This window comes from Saliniradius amylolyticus, assembly GCF_003143555.1.
Taxonomy (GTDB): Bacteria; Pseudomonadota; Gammaproteobacteria; order Enterobacterales; family Alteromonadaceae; genus Saliniradius; species Saliniradius amylolyticus.
The window spans coordinates 2167244-2181785 of sequence record NZ_CP029347.1; the positions used below are offsets into that span (position 1 = coordinate 2167244).

At 50.4% G+C, this 14542-nt stretch carries 17 protein-coding genes; 6 read left to right on the forward strand and 11 right to left on the reverse strand.

Annotated features, from left to right (window positions below; all coding sequences use genetic code 11):
- Positions 1-152: 152 nt before the first annotated feature.
- Positions 153-1061 carry a TIGR03899 family protein gene (locus HMF8227_RS10105; protein ID WP_109340064.1) on the forward strand — a complete coding sequence of 303 codons (909 nt, stop codon included), beginning with the start codon at positions 153-155 and terminating at the stop codon, positions 1059-1061.
- On the opposite strand, the gene HMF8227_RS10110 is transcribed toward HMF8227_RS10105, so the two are convergent.
- The 10 genes from HMF8227_RS10110 to dusA all read right to left on the reverse strand — a co-directional run bounded on the left by HMF8227_RS10110 (position 1058) and on the right by dusA (position 9555).
- Positions 1058-1801 (reverse strand): phosphoadenylyl-sulfate reductase, encoded by a 744-nt coding sequence (locus HMF8227_RS10110; protein ID WP_109340065.1) that lies wholly within the window; start codon positions 1799-1801, stop codon positions 1058-1060. The genes HMF8227_RS10105 and HMF8227_RS10110 overlap by 4 nt on opposite strands.
- Entirely contained in the window at positions 1791-3491 is a 1701-nt protein-coding gene (gene cysI / locus HMF8227_RS10115; RefSeq protein ID WP_109340066.1) for an assimilatory sulfite reductase (NADPH) hemoprotein subunit, read from the reverse strand. The genes HMF8227_RS10110 and cysI overlap by 11 nt, the downstream gene beginning before the upstream one ends.
- Positions 3491-5305 carry an assimilatory sulfite reductase (NADPH) flavoprotein subunit gene (locus HMF8227_RS10120; protein WP_109340067.1) on the reverse strand — a complete coding sequence of 605 codons (1815 nt, stop codon included), beginning with the start codon at positions 5303-5305 and terminating at the stop codon, positions 3491-3493. Before HMF8227_RS10120 ends, cysI begins: the two co-directional genes overlap by 1 nt.
- A 180-nt stretch (positions 5306-5485) precedes the next feature.
- On the reverse strand, positions 5486-6241 hold the full coding sequence (locus tag HMF8227_RS10125) for a TIGR04219 family outer membrane beta-barrel protein (RefSeq protein WP_109340068.1): 756 nt from the start codon (positions 6239-6241) through the stop codon (positions 5486-5488).
- A 3-nt stretch (positions 6242-6244) separates the two neighbouring features.
- The gene (locus tag HMF8227_RS10130) at positions 6245-7237 is read right to left on the reverse strand and encodes a DUF2333 family protein (RefSeq protein WP_109340069.1); all 993 of its coding nucleotides are present in this window, start codon (positions 7235-7237) and stop codon (positions 6245-6247) included.
- Positions 7238-7245: 8 nt separating this feature from the next.
- A complete protein-coding gene (locus HMF8227_RS10135; protein ID WP_109340070.1) occupies positions 7246-7656 on the reverse strand; it encodes a copper chaperone PCu(A)C in 411 nt (136 codons plus the stop codon).
- A 108-nt stretch (positions 7657-7764) separates the two neighbouring features.
- Positions 7765-7965 (reverse strand): PspC domain-containing protein, encoded by a 201-nt coding sequence (locus HMF8227_RS10140; protein ID WP_109340071.1) that lies wholly within the window; start codon positions 7963-7965, stop codon positions 7765-7767.
- A 35-nt stretch (positions 7966-8000) separates the two neighbouring features.
- Positions 8001-8126 (reverse strand): hypothetical protein, encoded by a 126-nt coding sequence (locus HMF8227_RS15260; RefSeq protein WP_275425504.1) that lies wholly within the window; start codon positions 8124-8126, stop codon positions 8001-8003.
- The gene (locus HMF8227_RS10145) at positions 8110-8379 is read right to left on the reverse strand and encodes a hypothetical protein (RefSeq protein ID WP_109340072.1); all 270 of its coding nucleotides are present in this window, start codon (positions 8377-8379) and stop codon (positions 8110-8112) included. The genes HMF8227_RS15260 and HMF8227_RS10145 overlap by 17 nt, the downstream gene beginning before the upstream one ends.
- A 177-nt stretch (positions 8380-8556) precedes the next feature.
- Complete coding sequence (gene dusA, locus HMF8227_RS10150) at positions 8557-9555, reverse strand: tRNA dihydrouridine(20/20a) synthase DusA (RefSeq protein ID WP_109340073.1); 999 nt, start codon at positions 9553-9555, stop codon at positions 8557-8559.
- Positions 9556-9686: 131 nt separating this feature from the next.
- Between dusA and HMF8227_RS10155 the strand changes: the two genes are divergently transcribed.
- From HMF8227_RS10155 to HMF8227_RS10175, 5 genes are all read left to right on the forward strand, one after another.
- Positions 9687-10121 carry a transcriptional repressor gene (locus HMF8227_RS10155; protein WP_109341075.1) on the forward strand — a complete coding sequence of 145 codons (435 nt, stop codon included), beginning with the start codon at positions 9687-9689 and terminating at the stop codon, positions 10119-10121.
- 103 nt (positions 10122-10224) lie between these two features.
- Positions 10225-10692, forward strand: coding sequence for a chemotaxis protein CheX (locus tag HMF8227_RS10160; protein WP_109340074.1), 468 nt, complete (start codon positions 10225-10227; stop codon positions 10690-10692).
- Positions 10689-11111: a secondary thiamine-phosphate synthase enzyme YjbQ gene (locus HMF8227_RS10165; protein ID WP_109340075.1), complete on the forward strand. Its 423-nt coding sequence runs from the start codon at positions 10689-10691 to the stop codon at positions 11109-11111. The genes HMF8227_RS10160 and HMF8227_RS10165 overlap by 4 nt, the downstream gene beginning before the upstream one ends.
- A gap of 88 nt (positions 11112-11199) precedes the next feature.
- Positions 11200-12255, forward strand: coding sequence for an OmpA family protein (locus tag HMF8227_RS10170; protein ID WP_109340076.1), 1056 nt, complete (start codon positions 11200-11202; stop codon positions 12253-12255).
- A gap of 167 nt (positions 12256-12422) precedes the next feature.
- On the forward strand, positions 12423-12731 hold the full coding sequence (locus HMF8227_RS10175) for a ComEA family DNA-binding protein (RefSeq protein WP_109340077.1): 309 nt from the start codon (positions 12423-12425) through the stop codon (positions 12729-12731).
- 66 nt (positions 12732-12797) lie between these two features.
- Here the strand turns inward: HMF8227_RS10175 and argS are convergent, their stop codons facing one another.
- On the reverse strand, positions 12798-14534 hold the full coding sequence (argS, locus tag HMF8227_RS10180; RefSeq protein ID WP_109340078.1) for an arginine--tRNA ligase: 1737 nt from the start codon (positions 14532-14534) through the stop codon (positions 12798-12800).
- Positions 14535-14542 lie beyond the last annotated feature (8 nt).

A 14542-nucleotide genomic window follows, 5' to 3' on the forward strand; every position in this document is an offset into this window, starting at 1 on the left:
ATAGTTTGGATTACCATATCTCAATATAAACCAAAGGGAAACAGAAATAGCTATTTTGTCAGTCACCGACCACCAGCAAATCAATAGCCGCTTAAATAAACATCAGAATTTCAGTATAGTGTTTTATTAGCAATACTTGGCCAAAAAACCTTATGACCAAAATTCAGGGTCCCCACACCCCGCCTCTCTCACCCGCCAACCTTGAGCGCCGCTCAAGGGAGCCTGAACCGGTAAAAACGGAGAGAGAGCCGAAAGTTCACCAGGCGAGTGCGCAAAGCCAGGGAGCGATTAAGCAGCGCATCCAGTACTGGTTTGCTCAGGCTGGAGTTGAGCCCAAGTCGTACCGCCCGGGACAAAAGCCTAATGCAGGCGTTAACCGACGGCAAAGTGTTAAAGAGCGGCGTAAATTAGAGAATCTAGAAGCGATTCTCGGCCAGGCACTAGAATTCAATCCCAGTCAGGTATCTGACCAACAGTTAGATCCAGACTGGTTTTTTAGTTTTATTGAGATTGCCGAAAACATCTATACCCCGGCCATGCAGGAGCTATGGAGTAAGATATTGGCAGTGGAAGTCAGCCAGCCCGGCAGTTTTTCATTACGCAGCCTTCTGACCCTAAAACAGTTGACCCATAAGGACGCCGAGGTATTCCGGCGAGCCAGTCGCCTCGCCTGCCGACGGGCGGGTGATTACAGCCCCAGAATTATTTACGGTTATTATCAGCGCCCGGGTATGTTCAACCTGTTTAGCCTACAACGTGGTCACCCCTTGAATCTGGCTCAATTCGGGCTCCCTTATCCGGACTTGCTGCTGTTGATGGATTTAGGGCTGTTATATCGCAGTGAGATCGAGTCTGGCGAACTGGAGCTACATAAGAGCAGTGAGTGGCGCTATGGCAGTCACCAGTTGCGCTTACAACCCAAGCGCAAGGGACTTGTATTAAATTACTATAAGTTTACCGCCACTGGTACCGAACTATCTCGGCTGGTGCCTCATGCTCCTTATCAAGCTTATTTTGATGCTCTAAAACAGCATTTATCGCCCGTGTTCAGTCTCGACTAAATACCGTCACCAAACTCGTGCAGGCCGCACTCTCGTTTTAATCCGAAAAAGCGGGTTTCTTCTTCACTCATGCCTGCTTCCAGAGGCCGGGACGTATGCCAGTCGCCCACAGACACATAACCCTGATCCCATAGGGGATGATATGGCAGACCATGATCTTTCAAATAGTAATGAACGTCTTTATTGGTCCAGTCCAGAATCGGAAACACCTTAACCCTGCCATCCACCAACTGAACAAAGGGTAAGTCGGAACGGGAACTGGACTGACTGCGTCTTAGGCCGGAGAACCAGGTCCCCACCTGTAACTCTTTCAAAGCCCGTTGCATGGGCTCCACCTTATTCATACGGTTGTAGGCTTCCAGGCCTTCTACGCCCTGTTCCCAAAGTTGACCGTACTTATGCTCCTGCCAGACTGGTGTCATGTGCGCACTGTACGTCTTTAAGTTGAGATCCAACGACTGAGTCAGTTCCTCAATAAAGTCATAGGTCTCTGGAAACAAATAGCCGGTGTCAGTCAGCACCACAGGAATCTCCGGCATCTGGCGTGTAACCATATGCAACATGACCGCCGCCTGAATACCAAAGCTGGACGAGAGCATCGGCTTATCCGGCAGGTTCGCCAGTGCCCATGCCACTCGTTCGGAAGCGCTCATTCTCTCCAACTGCTTGTTGGCCTCAGCCAGCCACTGTTGAGATACAGGCTGGCTGACCGAGCTCAGTTGTACACCATTATTGGTCATAAAAATCTCTGGCTGAGTCCACCACGGGTTTGACAATCTCGGCCCGAATCACAAAGTCACCAAACGACTCGCCTTGTTCGCGTTCCTTAGCCCAACGGCCAATGAGAGTGTCCAGCTCGTGCATAATCTCTTTGTCACTGATGTTTTCCCGGTACATTCTCGGAATCCGGGTACCAATGCGGTTCCCACCCAGATGCAGGTTGTACTTGCCCGGCCCTTTGCCCACCAGGCCAATTTCGGCCAGCATGGCGCGCCCACAACCATTCGGGCAGCCGGTGATACGATAAATGATATGCTCATCACCCACACCGTGTTTGTCCATAATGGCTTCCAACTCGGCCACTGCAGTCGGCAAATAGCGCTCAGCCTCGGCCATGGCCAGAGGACACGTCGGCAAAGACACGCAAGCCATAGAATTTAATTTCTGGTCGCTGACCTCATCCTCAATCAAACCATGTTGGCGCGCCAGCTTTTCAATGGTCGCTTTCTGCTCTGGCGCTACACCGGCAATGATCAGGTTCTGATTCGCAGTCAGACGGAAATCCCCCTGATGGACTCGGGCAATCTCGGCGCAGCCAGTTTTTAGCGGCTTGCCGGGATAATCCAGAATACGACCATTTTCGATAAACAAGGTCAGGTGGTAGTTGCCATCGATGCCTTCTACCCAGCCGAACCGGTCGCCGCGACCGGTAAATTCGTAAGGTTTGCTGTCGGCAAACTGAATACCGGCTCGTTTTTCCACCTCTGCCTTAAAGGTTTCAACACCTACACGCTCCAGGGTGTACTTGGTCTTGGCGTTCTTGCGGTTGCTACGGTTGCCCCAGTCCCGCTGTGTCGTCACAACGGCCTCTGCTACATCGAGCGTTTTTTCCAGGGGTACGAAACCAAAATCATCGGCCTTACGCGGATAGGTAGACTTATCACCATGGGTCATGGCCAGACCGCCACCCACCAGCACATTGAACCCCACCAGTTCGCCTTGTTCAGCAATGGCGACAAAATTCAAATCATTGGCATGCACATCCACGTCGTTCTGGGGCGGGATCACCACGGTAGTCTTAAACTTACGCGGCAGATAATTACTGCCCAAAACCGGCTCTTCGTCAGTCGTTTCGAGCTTTTCGCCATCCAGCCAGATCTCCGCGTATGCCCGAGTTTTTGGTAACAAATGCTCGCTTATTTTCTTGGCCCAGTCATACGCTTGTTGATGCAACTTGGATTCCACAGGATTAGAAGTACAGAGCACGTTACGGTTTACGTCACCGGCAGTAGCCAGTGAATCCAGGCCCACCTTATCCAGCATCTGGTGCATCATCTTAATATGCGGCTTTAGCACACCGTGGAACTGAAACGTCTGACGAGTGGTCAGGCGGATACTCCCATACAGTGAATGCTCCTCCGCAAACTTGTCGATGGCGAGCCACTGCTTAGGCGTGATAACGCCACCAGGCAGTCGACAGCGCAGCATCACGTTGTGCAGCGGCTCCAGCTTCTGTTTGCTGCGTTCGGCGCGGATATCCCGATCATCCTGCTGATACATACCGTGAAAGCGGATTAACTGAAAATTATCGGCGGTAAAGCCACCCGTCAGATCGTCTTTCAGATCCTCACTGATGGTGCCGCGCAGAAAGTTACTCTCGCGCTTGATACGTTCGTTATCAGAAAGTTTCTGGTCTTGCTGGTCGCTCATTAATACACATCCTTCTGATAGCGCTTGGCTTTGCGCAAATCGGTTAAATACTCGGTAGCTTGCTCGCGGGTCATCTGGCCCTGCTGCTCAACAATGCTGACCAATGCGTCGTGGACGTCTTTAGCCATGCGATTGGCGTCGCCACAAACATACAGGTGCGCGCCTTGCTGCAGCCACTGATACACTTCTTCAGCTTGTTCCAGCAGGCGGTGTTGCACATAGATCTTTTCCTGCTGATCGCGAGAAAACGCCAGGCTGATCTTATTCAACAGGCCGTCTTTCACCCAGCGCTGCCACTCCACCTGATACAGGAAGTCTTGAGTAAAATTCGGGTTTCCAAAGAACAGCCAGTTTTTCCCCTCTGCTTCCTGAGCTTCCCGCTCCTGCATAAAGGCGCGAAACGGGGCAATCCCCGTGCCCGGCCCCACCATGATGATGGGTGTATTGGGATCCTCTGGCAGTCGGAAGTTGTCATTCTTTTCCACAAACACATTCAGCTCTGCGCCCTCTTCCAGACGCTTACACAAAAAGCCTGAAGCGCCACCCTGGTGAGGTTGACCGAAGGCATCGTATTCCACCAGCGCCACAGTCAAATGCACTTCGTCTTCCACTTCCGCCTGACTGGAGGCAATGGAATACAACCGGGGCGTGATGCCTCGCAACGAATCAACCAACGCCTGAGCGTCAATTTTCGCCGAATGCTCCGCCACAATATCCACAATCTGACGCTCGGCCAGATACTCCCTAAGCGCGGGACGATCCTCTGCCAACTGGGACAAGGCGGTGTTTTGCGTTATCTCTGCGTAATGCTTGATAAAACTCGGATAACTTTGGGTCAGTTCAAGTTTGTTACGCAGCGCATCACGAAGGCTCAGAGAGTCATCGCCAACATTGACCGCCTGACTACCGTCCAGTGCCAATAGCTCCAGCAAACGATCCACCATGAGCGGGTCATTACTAAACCATACGCCCAACGCGTCGCCGGGTTGATACTGAATGCCGGAGTCTTCCAACGACACCTCAATATGACGGATGTCTTTCACCGAGTCCCGGCCGGTAATCTTCTGGCTTTCTAACAAGGTGGCGCTAAAGGGATTTTTCTTGGTGTAATTGGCAGCGGCTCCCGTCAGGCTAACACCTGGCATGGCAACCACTTCGGCATTTTGCTGACCGTTTTGTAGCTCGTCTTTTAACAGCGGTGTTAACTTTTCAGACCAGGCACTGACGTCGCTATCATAGTCGACATCGCATTCGACTCTGTCCAGCAAAGGCGTGCCACCAAGCGCAGCCAGACGCTGATCGAAATCCTTGGCGGTCTGACAGAAAAATTCGTAACTGCTGTCGCCCAGTCCCAATACGGCATATTTCAGGCCATCTAACTTCGGCGCCTTCTTGCTGCCAACAAACTCATGCAACTCAATGGCATCGTCCGGTGGATCTCCCTCACCATGAGTGCTAACTATCACGACCAGATGCGTTTCGTCTTTCAGCTTCTTGCCTTTGAAGTCGGCCATATTGACCACACTGACCGTCATCCCTGCAGATTCAGCCTGGGCCTTATACTCCTCGGCAACGCCTTTGGCATTGCCGGTTTGGGAGCCGTATAAAATGGTTAGCTTGGCTTCAGCCACCGCGCCAGCAGCCGGTGCCGCGGCCATCATTCCCGGTGAGGACTGAGCCAGGCCAGCCAGATAACCGCTGACCCAAGTCAGCTGTGAGGGGTTTAGTGGCGCAACGGCCTGTTGTAGATTGTGCCACTGAGCATCGCTCAGAATGCCAGCAGGCCCGGATGCCTGCGGTTGCTTTGACGACATAGTACTCATAAACCTTTTTAATAATGGTGCAAGACTAGCGGCTGAGCGCCTGGGGAGGAAAGAATTAAATCAAATTCGTTATTACAGATTGTAATTGAGTTTACTCTGTAAACATTCGTTGCGATATAAGAGGCCGCAGTTGCCGCCTCTCAAGTAAGTGCTCAAAGGACTTAAAGCGATTTAGAAATGTACCTCAACGCCCGCGTAAGGACCTTTAAAGTCCAGATCAGTATAGAGATCGTCCACATCATCCAGTTCGACGGTGACGGTTCGATAACCGGCCATGAAGGTCAGATCCACAGCGATATTATCCATCAGGCTATAGGTCACCATGGCCTGGGCATCGATGATGGTATTGTCGTCGATGGATAAGAAGCTACCTTCGGCTTCCACGCCCCAACCTGTCAACGGCATGCCAGCAGCAACCCGACTATAAAGCATAGGAATCACTTCTGAGAAGCTACGGCGCCCTTCCAAGGTGCCGGTTTCATCTACTACCACAAAATTACCATCCAGATGTTTACCATTCAGTCCAAAGTCAAAGGTAAGAATGTCATTATCAAAAAATTCATAATAAAGAATATAGTCGGTGGCCGTCATCTCTAACACGCTGTCCACAGCGGTACCAGCGGCAAAGCCAGTGTCTGCGAAGGTGAAATCGCTATCCAGGGTCACCACACCATCGGTATCCATAGTAGTGCGCCTGACTTTGGCATTGGGCACCAATGGAATGGGATGCTCCAGAGCCACATAGAAACTACTTTGAGACTGATCCTCAAAATTAAACTGAGTTAAGTCCGTATCGTTGGCAAAGCCGCCTTCAGTTTCCATGTTCCAGCCTTGCGCACCCGCGTACACCCCAAAAAGGGTATCAGCCTGCGCAGAGCCGATACTCAGGCCTGCCAGCAATGCAGAATAGATCAGTGTTCTTTTCATTGGTTATCCTTGTTGAAGTAGCTCGGTTAAATCAATAATGGCAGCATTCGCCCGGGACAAATAGTTGGCCATCACCAGCGAATGATTGGCCATCATACCAAAGCCGCTGCCGTTAAGAATCATCGGACTCCATACCGTTTGTTGTGTGGCTTCTAACTCACGTATAATTTGCTTCAGACTGACGCGGGCGTTTTTCTTCTCCAACACCTCAGCAAAGTCTCTTTCAACGGCTTTCAAATAATGCAACAACGCCCAACTGGCGCCCCGGGCTTCATAAAACACATTGTCCAGTTGCCACCAGCTGGTTTGGATATGTTGAACCTGAGGAGATTGTGTGGATTGGCGCGCGGCGCTATCACCGGCCAGATCAATATTCTCTCGCTGCTGGCCGACACTAGCGCTAAGACGCTGTGACAGACTTCCCAAACGCTTTTCAACTTGCTTTAGCCAGTCTCTGAGGTTGTCGGCACGAGCATAGAACTGTGCGCCCTCACGGTCGACATCAGCTAATGACAGTAAGTATCGCTCAGTCGCGTTCAGACCATCCTGATACTGAGACTCTGCGGAGGGTAGCAACCAGCTACGATGATCAATATTGAATTTTGGTTGCGCCTGCACCAGATCAGGGTTTTCCACTGATTGAGACTGAGATCGACTCAGATCTTTACGCATGGCCAGAGCCAAATCCCGTGTCATCTCCAACACACCAAACTCCCAGCTCGGCATATTGTCCATTATTACCGACGGAGGAAGCACATCATTGGCCAGATAACCACCAGGCTTATTCAGCAATGTCTGCCCGACTTCCATTAGAGTATGAGTAAGATAGAACCCGGCTACTGGCTGTACCTTATGCTGTTCAGCATACTGGTCGGCCCGCTGCGTCACATCGAAGGTGTCTGGCTCGCTACTCCAATACCAGCTCAACAACAATAACAGCAACACAACAATACCCAGTCCCCAGACTAGCCAGACTGGTTTGATTCTATCCCACATAGTATCTCCTAATGATGATGCTCAGATTGCGGCTTCTGAGGCTTGGCACTGAACATTAACGATTGACCATTATCCAATAGCAACCGGATGGATACCGGTGTATTCGCCGATAAGGGCGCTTTTAGATCAAATAACATAATATGATAGCCGCCGGGCTGGAATCGCACCTCACTGCCTGCAGGCAATGGAATCTCATCCTGTTTTTGCATACTCATCATGCCATCGTCCATCACGTGGTTATGCAGTTCAACACGTTCAGCAACGTCCGACTGAGCGCCCACTATCGTAATGTCTTTCTCGCCACTATTGAGCACTGTGACATAGGCAGCCGTGTTTGGCACCCCTGGTGGCAGCAAGCGGATACGCGCCTCGGAACTGCTTACGGCTGCTTGCGCCAGAACCGGCATTGTTAACGCCATCAAAAAAACACACCGAAGTTTCACCTTTACCCCTTGTGGCTTATGCTACGAATTTGCACTCATTATTGAGGATAATCCTACTAATGCCAATGAAGAATTAGGTTCACCTCAGCGACTGGGTAATAATAAAGCTGCTGCAACATAGGCCACTAGTGTTGGTACCGTAAACACAACCAGAAACAACAGCGCAGCGAGTCGCACAGCCCATACCGGGAAGCCGAAGTGGCGCGCGAGACCAGCACAGACACCACTGATTTTGGCCAGTGCCGGCCGCTTGGATAACCGATTAACATCATGTTCGTAATTCACAACTTTATTCTCCTAAACTGACAATCTGACCCGGCTTATCGTCCCTGAAGGAACAGAGGCGACTGACTGATGCGACCAAACCAGGTCATAACAACAGCGCCGATCACAAAGCTCAGTACCGGCACCGATAACAAGCCTAATAACTCAATGCTGGCTGGCATCTTTGCTCTCCTCCGGCTGAGTCTCAGACTCCGGCTCCTCCTGCATCGATGATGACTCACTGAGAGTGAACCGAGCCGCTTCCAACACGTTAGTACGCACACTGGACTGAACCTCAGAGGCTGTGGCACTTAGAGCAGTGCTTAAAAAGTGACTGGCTAATTCTGACAAGGAAATTGTGTTCGCCTGCGCACCGGCGCTAAACGCCAGAGTAGAACCAATAACAAGAGCTGCTGGGGTATTAATGACTGACATAATCTGTTTCTCCTTTAACCGCTAATTGGGTCGTTGTAATGACGCTAAAGGTTTAGCCAGATTGATGCCAACTTAGCCGGCGTGACTATCTAGTTGTTATAAAAGGAGTTTTAAAAAGACCTGCGAGCAAGAACGCCATCTACCGAAAACAAGAAAACCAAGATTTAGTGGATTTGACTAAATTTTAGCGCTCGGATGATTGGGAGAGGGTTTTCTTTCTTGTCGAGCTGCCAGGGCCGCCTCAATTAACTGTCCCGAATCAGCCCGAGTGCCATTTTCGCTGAGATAACGCCGCCAAATACGTCCCCCTGGCTGGCCTTGAAATAATCCCAACATATGGCGGGCAATGTGCCACGGCTTGGCGCCCTGAGTAATTTGATGTTCAATGTAAGGAATCATCCGTCGAGCCATGGCTTCCCTATCCAGTACCCTGGCTGGCTGCTGAAAGAACCGTTCGTCCACTTGTGAAAACAGAAAAGGATTGGCATAGGCCTCCCGGCCAATCATGACACCATCCAGACACTCAAGATGTCGTTCAGCATCATCCAAACTCTTAACGCCCCCGTTTAAGGCAATATGTAACTCTGAAAAGTCACGCTTAAGCTGGTAAACACGTTCATAGTTCAAAGGGGGGACTTCCCGGTTTTCTTTAGGACTTAAGCCTTGAAGCCATGCTTTACGGGCATGGACCGTAAAATGCGTACACCCCGCATTGGCAACAACCTCGACGAACTGGTTTAAGGCCGCTTGTTCGTCCATATCGTCGATACCGATGCGACACTTAACGGTAACCGGAATGCTAACCTGAGCTTTCATAGCTGCCACACAACGAGCGACCAGCTCCGGCTCGGCCATCAGGCAGGCACCGAAGCGGCCATTTTTAACCCGGTCAGACGGGCAACCGACATTGATGTTAACCTCATCGTAGCCGCGCTGCTCAGCAATGGCGGCACATTCTGCCATTTGCTCTGGATCGGAGCCCCCCAGTTGTAACGCCACCGGATGTTCTTGTTCATCAAAGGCAAGGTAATCCCCTTTACCAAAGAGAATCGCCCCCGTGGTAACCATTTCTGTATACAGCATGGCATGACGCGTCAGTCCTCGCATGAAAAAGCGATAGTGACGATCTGTCCAGTCCAGCATGGGAGCGATTGAGATTCGGCGTGGGTCAGTCATTACCAATTAAGAAGCTTACCTAAAACCACTATTCTACCGAAAAGCACACTGGCTGTGAATTTATGCCCATTCACCCATAGGTCCGATCGTGGTAGAATTTGGTTATAGAATGTTGATTGGCTGCGGATATTATGGAGCACAACGCCTTACTCAGTCATGCCCGCCGTTTCTGCGAAGGTAAAGGGGCGAGATTTACTCAGCTTCGCGAGAAAGTATATGGGCTGTTACTGCAGCGACAGGGGGCGACAGGCGCTTACGAATTGCTCGATGAACTTCGACAGACCGAATCTTCGGCAAAACCTGCCACCGTCTATCGTGTACTGGATTTTTTACTGGAGCTAGGCTTAGTCCATCGGCTTGAGTCCAATAACTCCTATATTGCCTGTCATCACTTTGACTGCAACCATCCGGTTCAATTCCTAATCTGCGACCAATGCGGTGAAGTGAAAGAAATCCAGTCCGAGGGCTTAAAGGAAACTCTGGACAAACAAGCAAACCAGTATGGCTTTCGAGTCGTAAAACAAACCATCGAAGCCCACGGCACTTGTGCACGCTGTCAGCACTGACAAATAACAACCCAAGTTAGACAGAAGAGTCTGACTTAGCCATAGTAATAATGAATCCACGGTATGCTCACCGAGTAGTGGTTATGAGGAGCAACGTAATACCATGAACGTCGAATTTGTGAATCCCTTTATCACCGCCTTAACCAACGTCCTTAAGACCATGGCCCAGACTGAGTTAAAAGCAGGCAAACCCAAGAAAAAAGCCGATGCGGTCGCCCGGGGAGATGTATCCGGTTTGATCGGCATGGTCGGGCCTCAGGTCCGTGGTTCTTTTTCACTTTCTTTTGAAGCACCACTGGCGCTTGCCATCATGGAGCGAATGCTGGGCGAACAATGCACTGAAATAAACGATGATGTCACCGATATGGTGGGCGAGATCACGAATATGGTCACCGGCGGTGCTAAAAATGACTTATCCCAAAAGGGCTATGAGTTTGACATGGCCACCCCGATGGTGGTGTCCGGTAAGCAACACACCATCACTCATAAGGTAGATGGTCCTAAAATCATCATGCCGTTTGAAAGCGATGCCGGTAAAGCTCACCTGGAAATTTGCTTCGAAAATCTATGACCTGGCAGCAACAACACATTCGACTGAAGCCTCATTCCCGGGGCTTCCACCTGGTTACCGAAGACATTCTCCAGCAACTCCCCATGCTATCGGATTACCGCGTGGGACTGATACATCTACTACTGCAACACACCAGCGCGAGCCTGAGTATCAACGAAAACGCGGATCCTAGTGTAAGGCAGGACTTTGAGAGCCACTTCAACCATATGGTGCCAGAAAACCAACCCTACTATATTCACACTTACGAGGGTCCCGATGATATGCCTGCCCATCTGAAAAGCAGCATTTTGGGAGTAAGCCTGACCTTACCCATCACCAATGGTCGTCTGAACCTGGGTACCTGGCAAGGCATCTATCTGTGTGAGCACAGAGACAACGCCGGACCACGTCAACTGATTGCAACTCTTCACGGCGAATAATAGCGCCAACAGAAAATATTATCTTGCTTCTCTCACAACGCGGGTATACTTGCGGCTAGGGGAAGTTTGTTAAACAAGGAGAAACATTATGCAGCGAGCACTTATCAGCCTTTGTGTTGCAGGAACAGTCTTTAGCTACCCAGCGGTCGCAGAACAGCCATCTCACAATTGGATCGGCGCCTTTGTTGAACATTACGAGGTGGATAGCGACAAGCCGCTCGATAATAGCAATATGGATGATGGCGCCAACCTTGGTGGTGAAGTGGGTATTGGCCTTAACCAGGACTGGTCATTCAGGCTGGAGTATGCCCGGATGCAGCTCGACCATGAAACCAACCCTGCGATCGATTTGAGTGGTAAGCGCTTGGGCATTGATGCCCTGTACTTTCTCGACGACCCCGATATCTATACCTTTGTCGGCTATAAGGTCGAAGACCTGGAGCAGACCTACCGAATGGCCAACCTGGGCGTTGGAAAACACTGGCAATTAAGCAAAAACTGGCGCCTAATCAGTGAAGCTGCCATCTATCATGACTTTGGTCAAAGCTTTAACGACTTCGGCATCAAGCTGGGTATTGCCTATACCTTTGGCAACACCGGTAGTTCTTATCAGTCCCCTGAGCCGACTCAAGCAGCTGCCCCACCGACTCAGCCCGAACCTGAAGCCGTGCGCTCGGATAGTGACAAGGACGGCGTGTACGATGCTCAGGATCAATGCCCCAATACTCCAACACAAGACAAGGTGGACTCAAAGGGCTGCAGCATCTTTGTTGATGAGTCAGTCACTCAAAACCTGGAAGTACTCTTTGCCAATGACAGCGCCGAAGTGGAAAACCCGGAAGCCGAGAAATTCCATGAGTTTCAGGCTTTCTTGCAACGCTTTCCTAATACCTCAGCGCAAATTCAGGGACACACATCTACCGTAGGGGACGCCGACTACAATCAGGCTCTGTCAGAGCGCCGTGCTAGAGCTGTCAGACAATTATTGATTGACCGCTATAACATCGCCCCAGAGAGACTCTCTGCTGTGGGTTATGGCGAGTCCCGACCACTCAACCCAGCCAATACAGCAGAGGCTCATAAACAAAACCGACGCATTGAAGCATCTGTTACTGCAACAGAAAAGAAAAAGCTAACGCGTTAAATACCTTACACCTAATGTATTAAGCCAGCCTCAGGGCTGGCTTTTTTATGCATCTAGGGTATTTAAACAACTTTATTTATAAAAAACTTATTTAACCGGAATGCTCACAACTGTAAAATTTTGACTACACTCGGTAATGACAACAAACAAAGGCCAAGGAGGATATTATGAAGTTGTTGTTATCAGTAGTACTGACTATGGTTATGGCAATCACCAGCCCCACCTTATGGGCATCCACACCAGATAAAGAGCTCTACTCTGAGTCAGCCGCTCAACACCAAAAACTCGATTTGAACAGCGCTTCGGCTGAAGCGCTGCAAACACTTCCGGGTATCGGTGAAAAGAAAGCCGCGGCCATTGTCGCTTATCGTAACTCTCACGGTGGTTTCAGTTCCATTGAGCAGCTAAAAGACGTCAAGGGCATTGGCGATGCCACACTGGAAAACATCAAGAGTCTGTTGACGCTCAGTCAGTAGGTGTCAGCAGCATTAAAAACGGCGCTCAAAAGCGCCGTTTTTTAATGCTCTGCAGGATAGAGAGATTTACATCTTTTCCATCGTCTCAATACCCAGTAAATCAAGTCCCCGACTGAGCGTTTCTGCGGTCAGTCGCGATAGCATGAGGCGACTGTTTCTGACCTCATCAGTCACTCCAGACTTCAGGATCGGACAGGACTCATAGAAGCCCATAAACTGACTGGCCAGTTCGTACAGATAGTTAGCCAAAACGTGAGGCGTAGCTTCACCCGCCACTTGCAATAAGGCTTCCTCAAATTGCAGCAACTTGATCGCCAAGGCTCGCTCCGCTTTTTCTTCCAGGATTAAACCAGCCTCGACCTGCTTAGGCTCGACACCGGCCTTACGGAATACGCTCTTTACCCGAGTGTAGGCGTATTGTAGGTAAGGGGCGGTATTGCCATCGAAGCTCAACATGGCGTCCCAGTCAAACACATAGTCGGTAGTACGGTTTTTATTCAGGTCCGAATACTTAACCGCGCCAATGCCTATCTTACGGGCGATTTCTTGCTTCACTTCATTCGACAGTTCATCGTCTCTGTCGTTAATCAAGTTCGTGGCGCGCTGCACGGCTTCATCCAGCAATTCCACCAGCTTCACCGTTCCGCCTGAACGAGTCTTAAAAGGCTTGCCATCCTTGCCCAGCATCATTCCGAAAGGACAGTGTTCATAACTTGTCTGCTGTTTGATAAAGCCTGCCTTACGACCTACCAGTTCGGTTTGTTTAAAATGTAGCGCCTGCCGAGCATCGGTAAATATCAGAATGCGATCTGCATCCAAGTCAAAGGAGCGATAACGCATGGCCGCAAGATCCGTGGTGGAATAGAGGTAACCGCCACCGGATTTTTGTACAATGTATACGGCTGGCTTACCCTCTTTATCAGTCATTTCATTGAGAAACACGACCTGGGCACCCTGATCTTCCACCGCTACGCCTTGCTGCTTCAGCTTTTCAACGACATCGGCCAGTTGGTCGTTATAGGCACTCTCCCCCATAATATGCTCACGAGAAAGTGTTACGTTCAGAGTCTGATAGACTTCTTCGCTATGCGCGATAGATACATCAATAAACTTATCCCATAAATCCAGACAGTCCTTATCGCCTCGCTGCAGACGCACCACATATTCCCTGGCGCGATCGTCGAAGCCTTCTTCCTCATCGAAGCGCACTTTCGCCTCGCGATAAAAGTCTTCCAGATCAGATAATGCGGTTTCGGCCAGCTTGTCCTCGGCCAGTTTGTCTTCCAGGTGCGCCAGTAACATACCAAACTGGGTTCCCCAGTCGCCCATATGGTTTTGACGAATTACCTTATGGCCCATGAACTCCAACACCCGGACCACCGCATCACCGATAATGGTGGAACGCAGATGACCCACGTGCATCTCTTTCGCGAGATTAGGCGATGAGTAGTCCACCACAATATTCTGACTGGCTTGTGGCTCAACAGCCAAACGCTCATCCTTAGCCGCGTCTTGCAGCCTGTCGGCCAACCAGTTCTGACTCAAATGCACGTTGATAAAGCCGGGGCCAGCCACCTCAAGCTTATCGGCGACACCGCTAAGATCAGCGGCCGCAACAATTTGCTCGGCGATGTCCCGGGGCTTTTGCTTCAATTGCTTAGCCAGAGCCATAGCGCCGTTAAACTGATAATCACCAAACTCGGGACGGGTACTTCGGCTCAGGGGCGTTGGTGCGTTTTCAGGCGCGCCAATGGCCTGCAAGGCAAGACGGAATTTCTCGGTGAGTATTTGATGTATATTCATAGTCAGCT

Bases quoted from the DNA above. Each gene is read 5' to 3' on its own strand.
- HMF8227_RS10105 (WP_109340064.1), top strand. From the start codon at position 153: ATGACCAAAATTCAGGGTCCCCACACCCCGCCTCTCTCACCCGCCAAC.
- HMF8227_RS10110 (WP_109340065.1), bottom strand. From the start codon at position 1,801: ATGACCAATAATGGTGTACAACTGAGCTCGGTCAGCCAGCCTGTATCT.
- cysI (WP_109340066.1), bottom strand. From the start codon at position 3,491: ATGAGCGACCAGCAAGACCAGAAACTTTCTGATAACGAACGTATCAAG.
- HMF8227_RS10120 (WP_109340067.1), bottom strand. From the start codon at position 5,305: ATGTCGTCAAAGCAACCGCAGGCATCCGGGCCTGCTGGCATTCTGAGC.
- HMF8227_RS10125 (WP_109340068.1), bottom strand. From the start codon at position 6,241: ATGAAAAGAACACTGATCTATTCTGCATTGCTGGCAGGCCTGAGTATC.
- HMF8227_RS10130 (WP_109340069.1), bottom strand. From the start codon at position 7,237: ATGTGGGATAGAATCAAACCAGTCTGGCTAGTCTGGGGACTGGGTATT.
- HMF8227_RS10135 (WP_109340070.1), bottom strand. From the start codon at position 7,656: ATGGCGTTAACAATGCCGGTTCTGGCGCAAGCAGCCGTAAGCAGTTCC.
- HMF8227_RS15260 (WP_275425504.1), bottom strand. From the start codon at position 8,126: ATGCCAGCCAGCATTGAGTTATTAGGCTTGTTATCGGTGCCGGTACTG.
- HMF8227_RS10145 (WP_109340072.1), bottom strand. From the start codon at position 8,379: ATGTCAGTCATTAATACCCCAGCAGCTCTTGTTATTGGTTCTACTCTG.
- dusA (WP_109340073.1), bottom strand. From the start codon at position 9,555: ATGACTGACCCACGCCGAATCTCAATCGCTCCCATGCTGGACTGGACA.
- HMF8227_RS10155 (WP_109341075.1), top strand. From the start codon at position 9,687: ATGGAGCACAACGCCTTACTCAGTCATGCCCGCCGTTTCTGCGAAGGT.
- HMF8227_RS10160 (WP_109340074.1), top strand. From the start codon at position 10,225: ATGAACGTCGAATTTGTGAATCCCTTTATCACCGCCTTAACCAACGTC.
- HMF8227_RS10165 (WP_109340075.1), top strand. From the start codon at position 10,689: ATGACCTGGCAGCAACAACACATTCGACTGAAGCCTCATTCCCGGGGC.
- HMF8227_RS10170 (WP_109340076.1), top strand. From the start codon at position 11,200: ATGCAGCGAGCACTTATCAGCCTTTGTGTTGCAGGAACAGTCTTTAGC.
- HMF8227_RS10175 (WP_109340077.1), top strand. From the start codon at position 12,423: ATGAAGTTGTTGTTATCAGTAGTACTGACTATGGTTATGGCAATCACC.
- argS (WP_109340078.1), bottom strand. From the start codon at position 14,534: ATGAATATACATCAAATACTCACCGAGAAATTCCGTCTTGCCTTGCAG.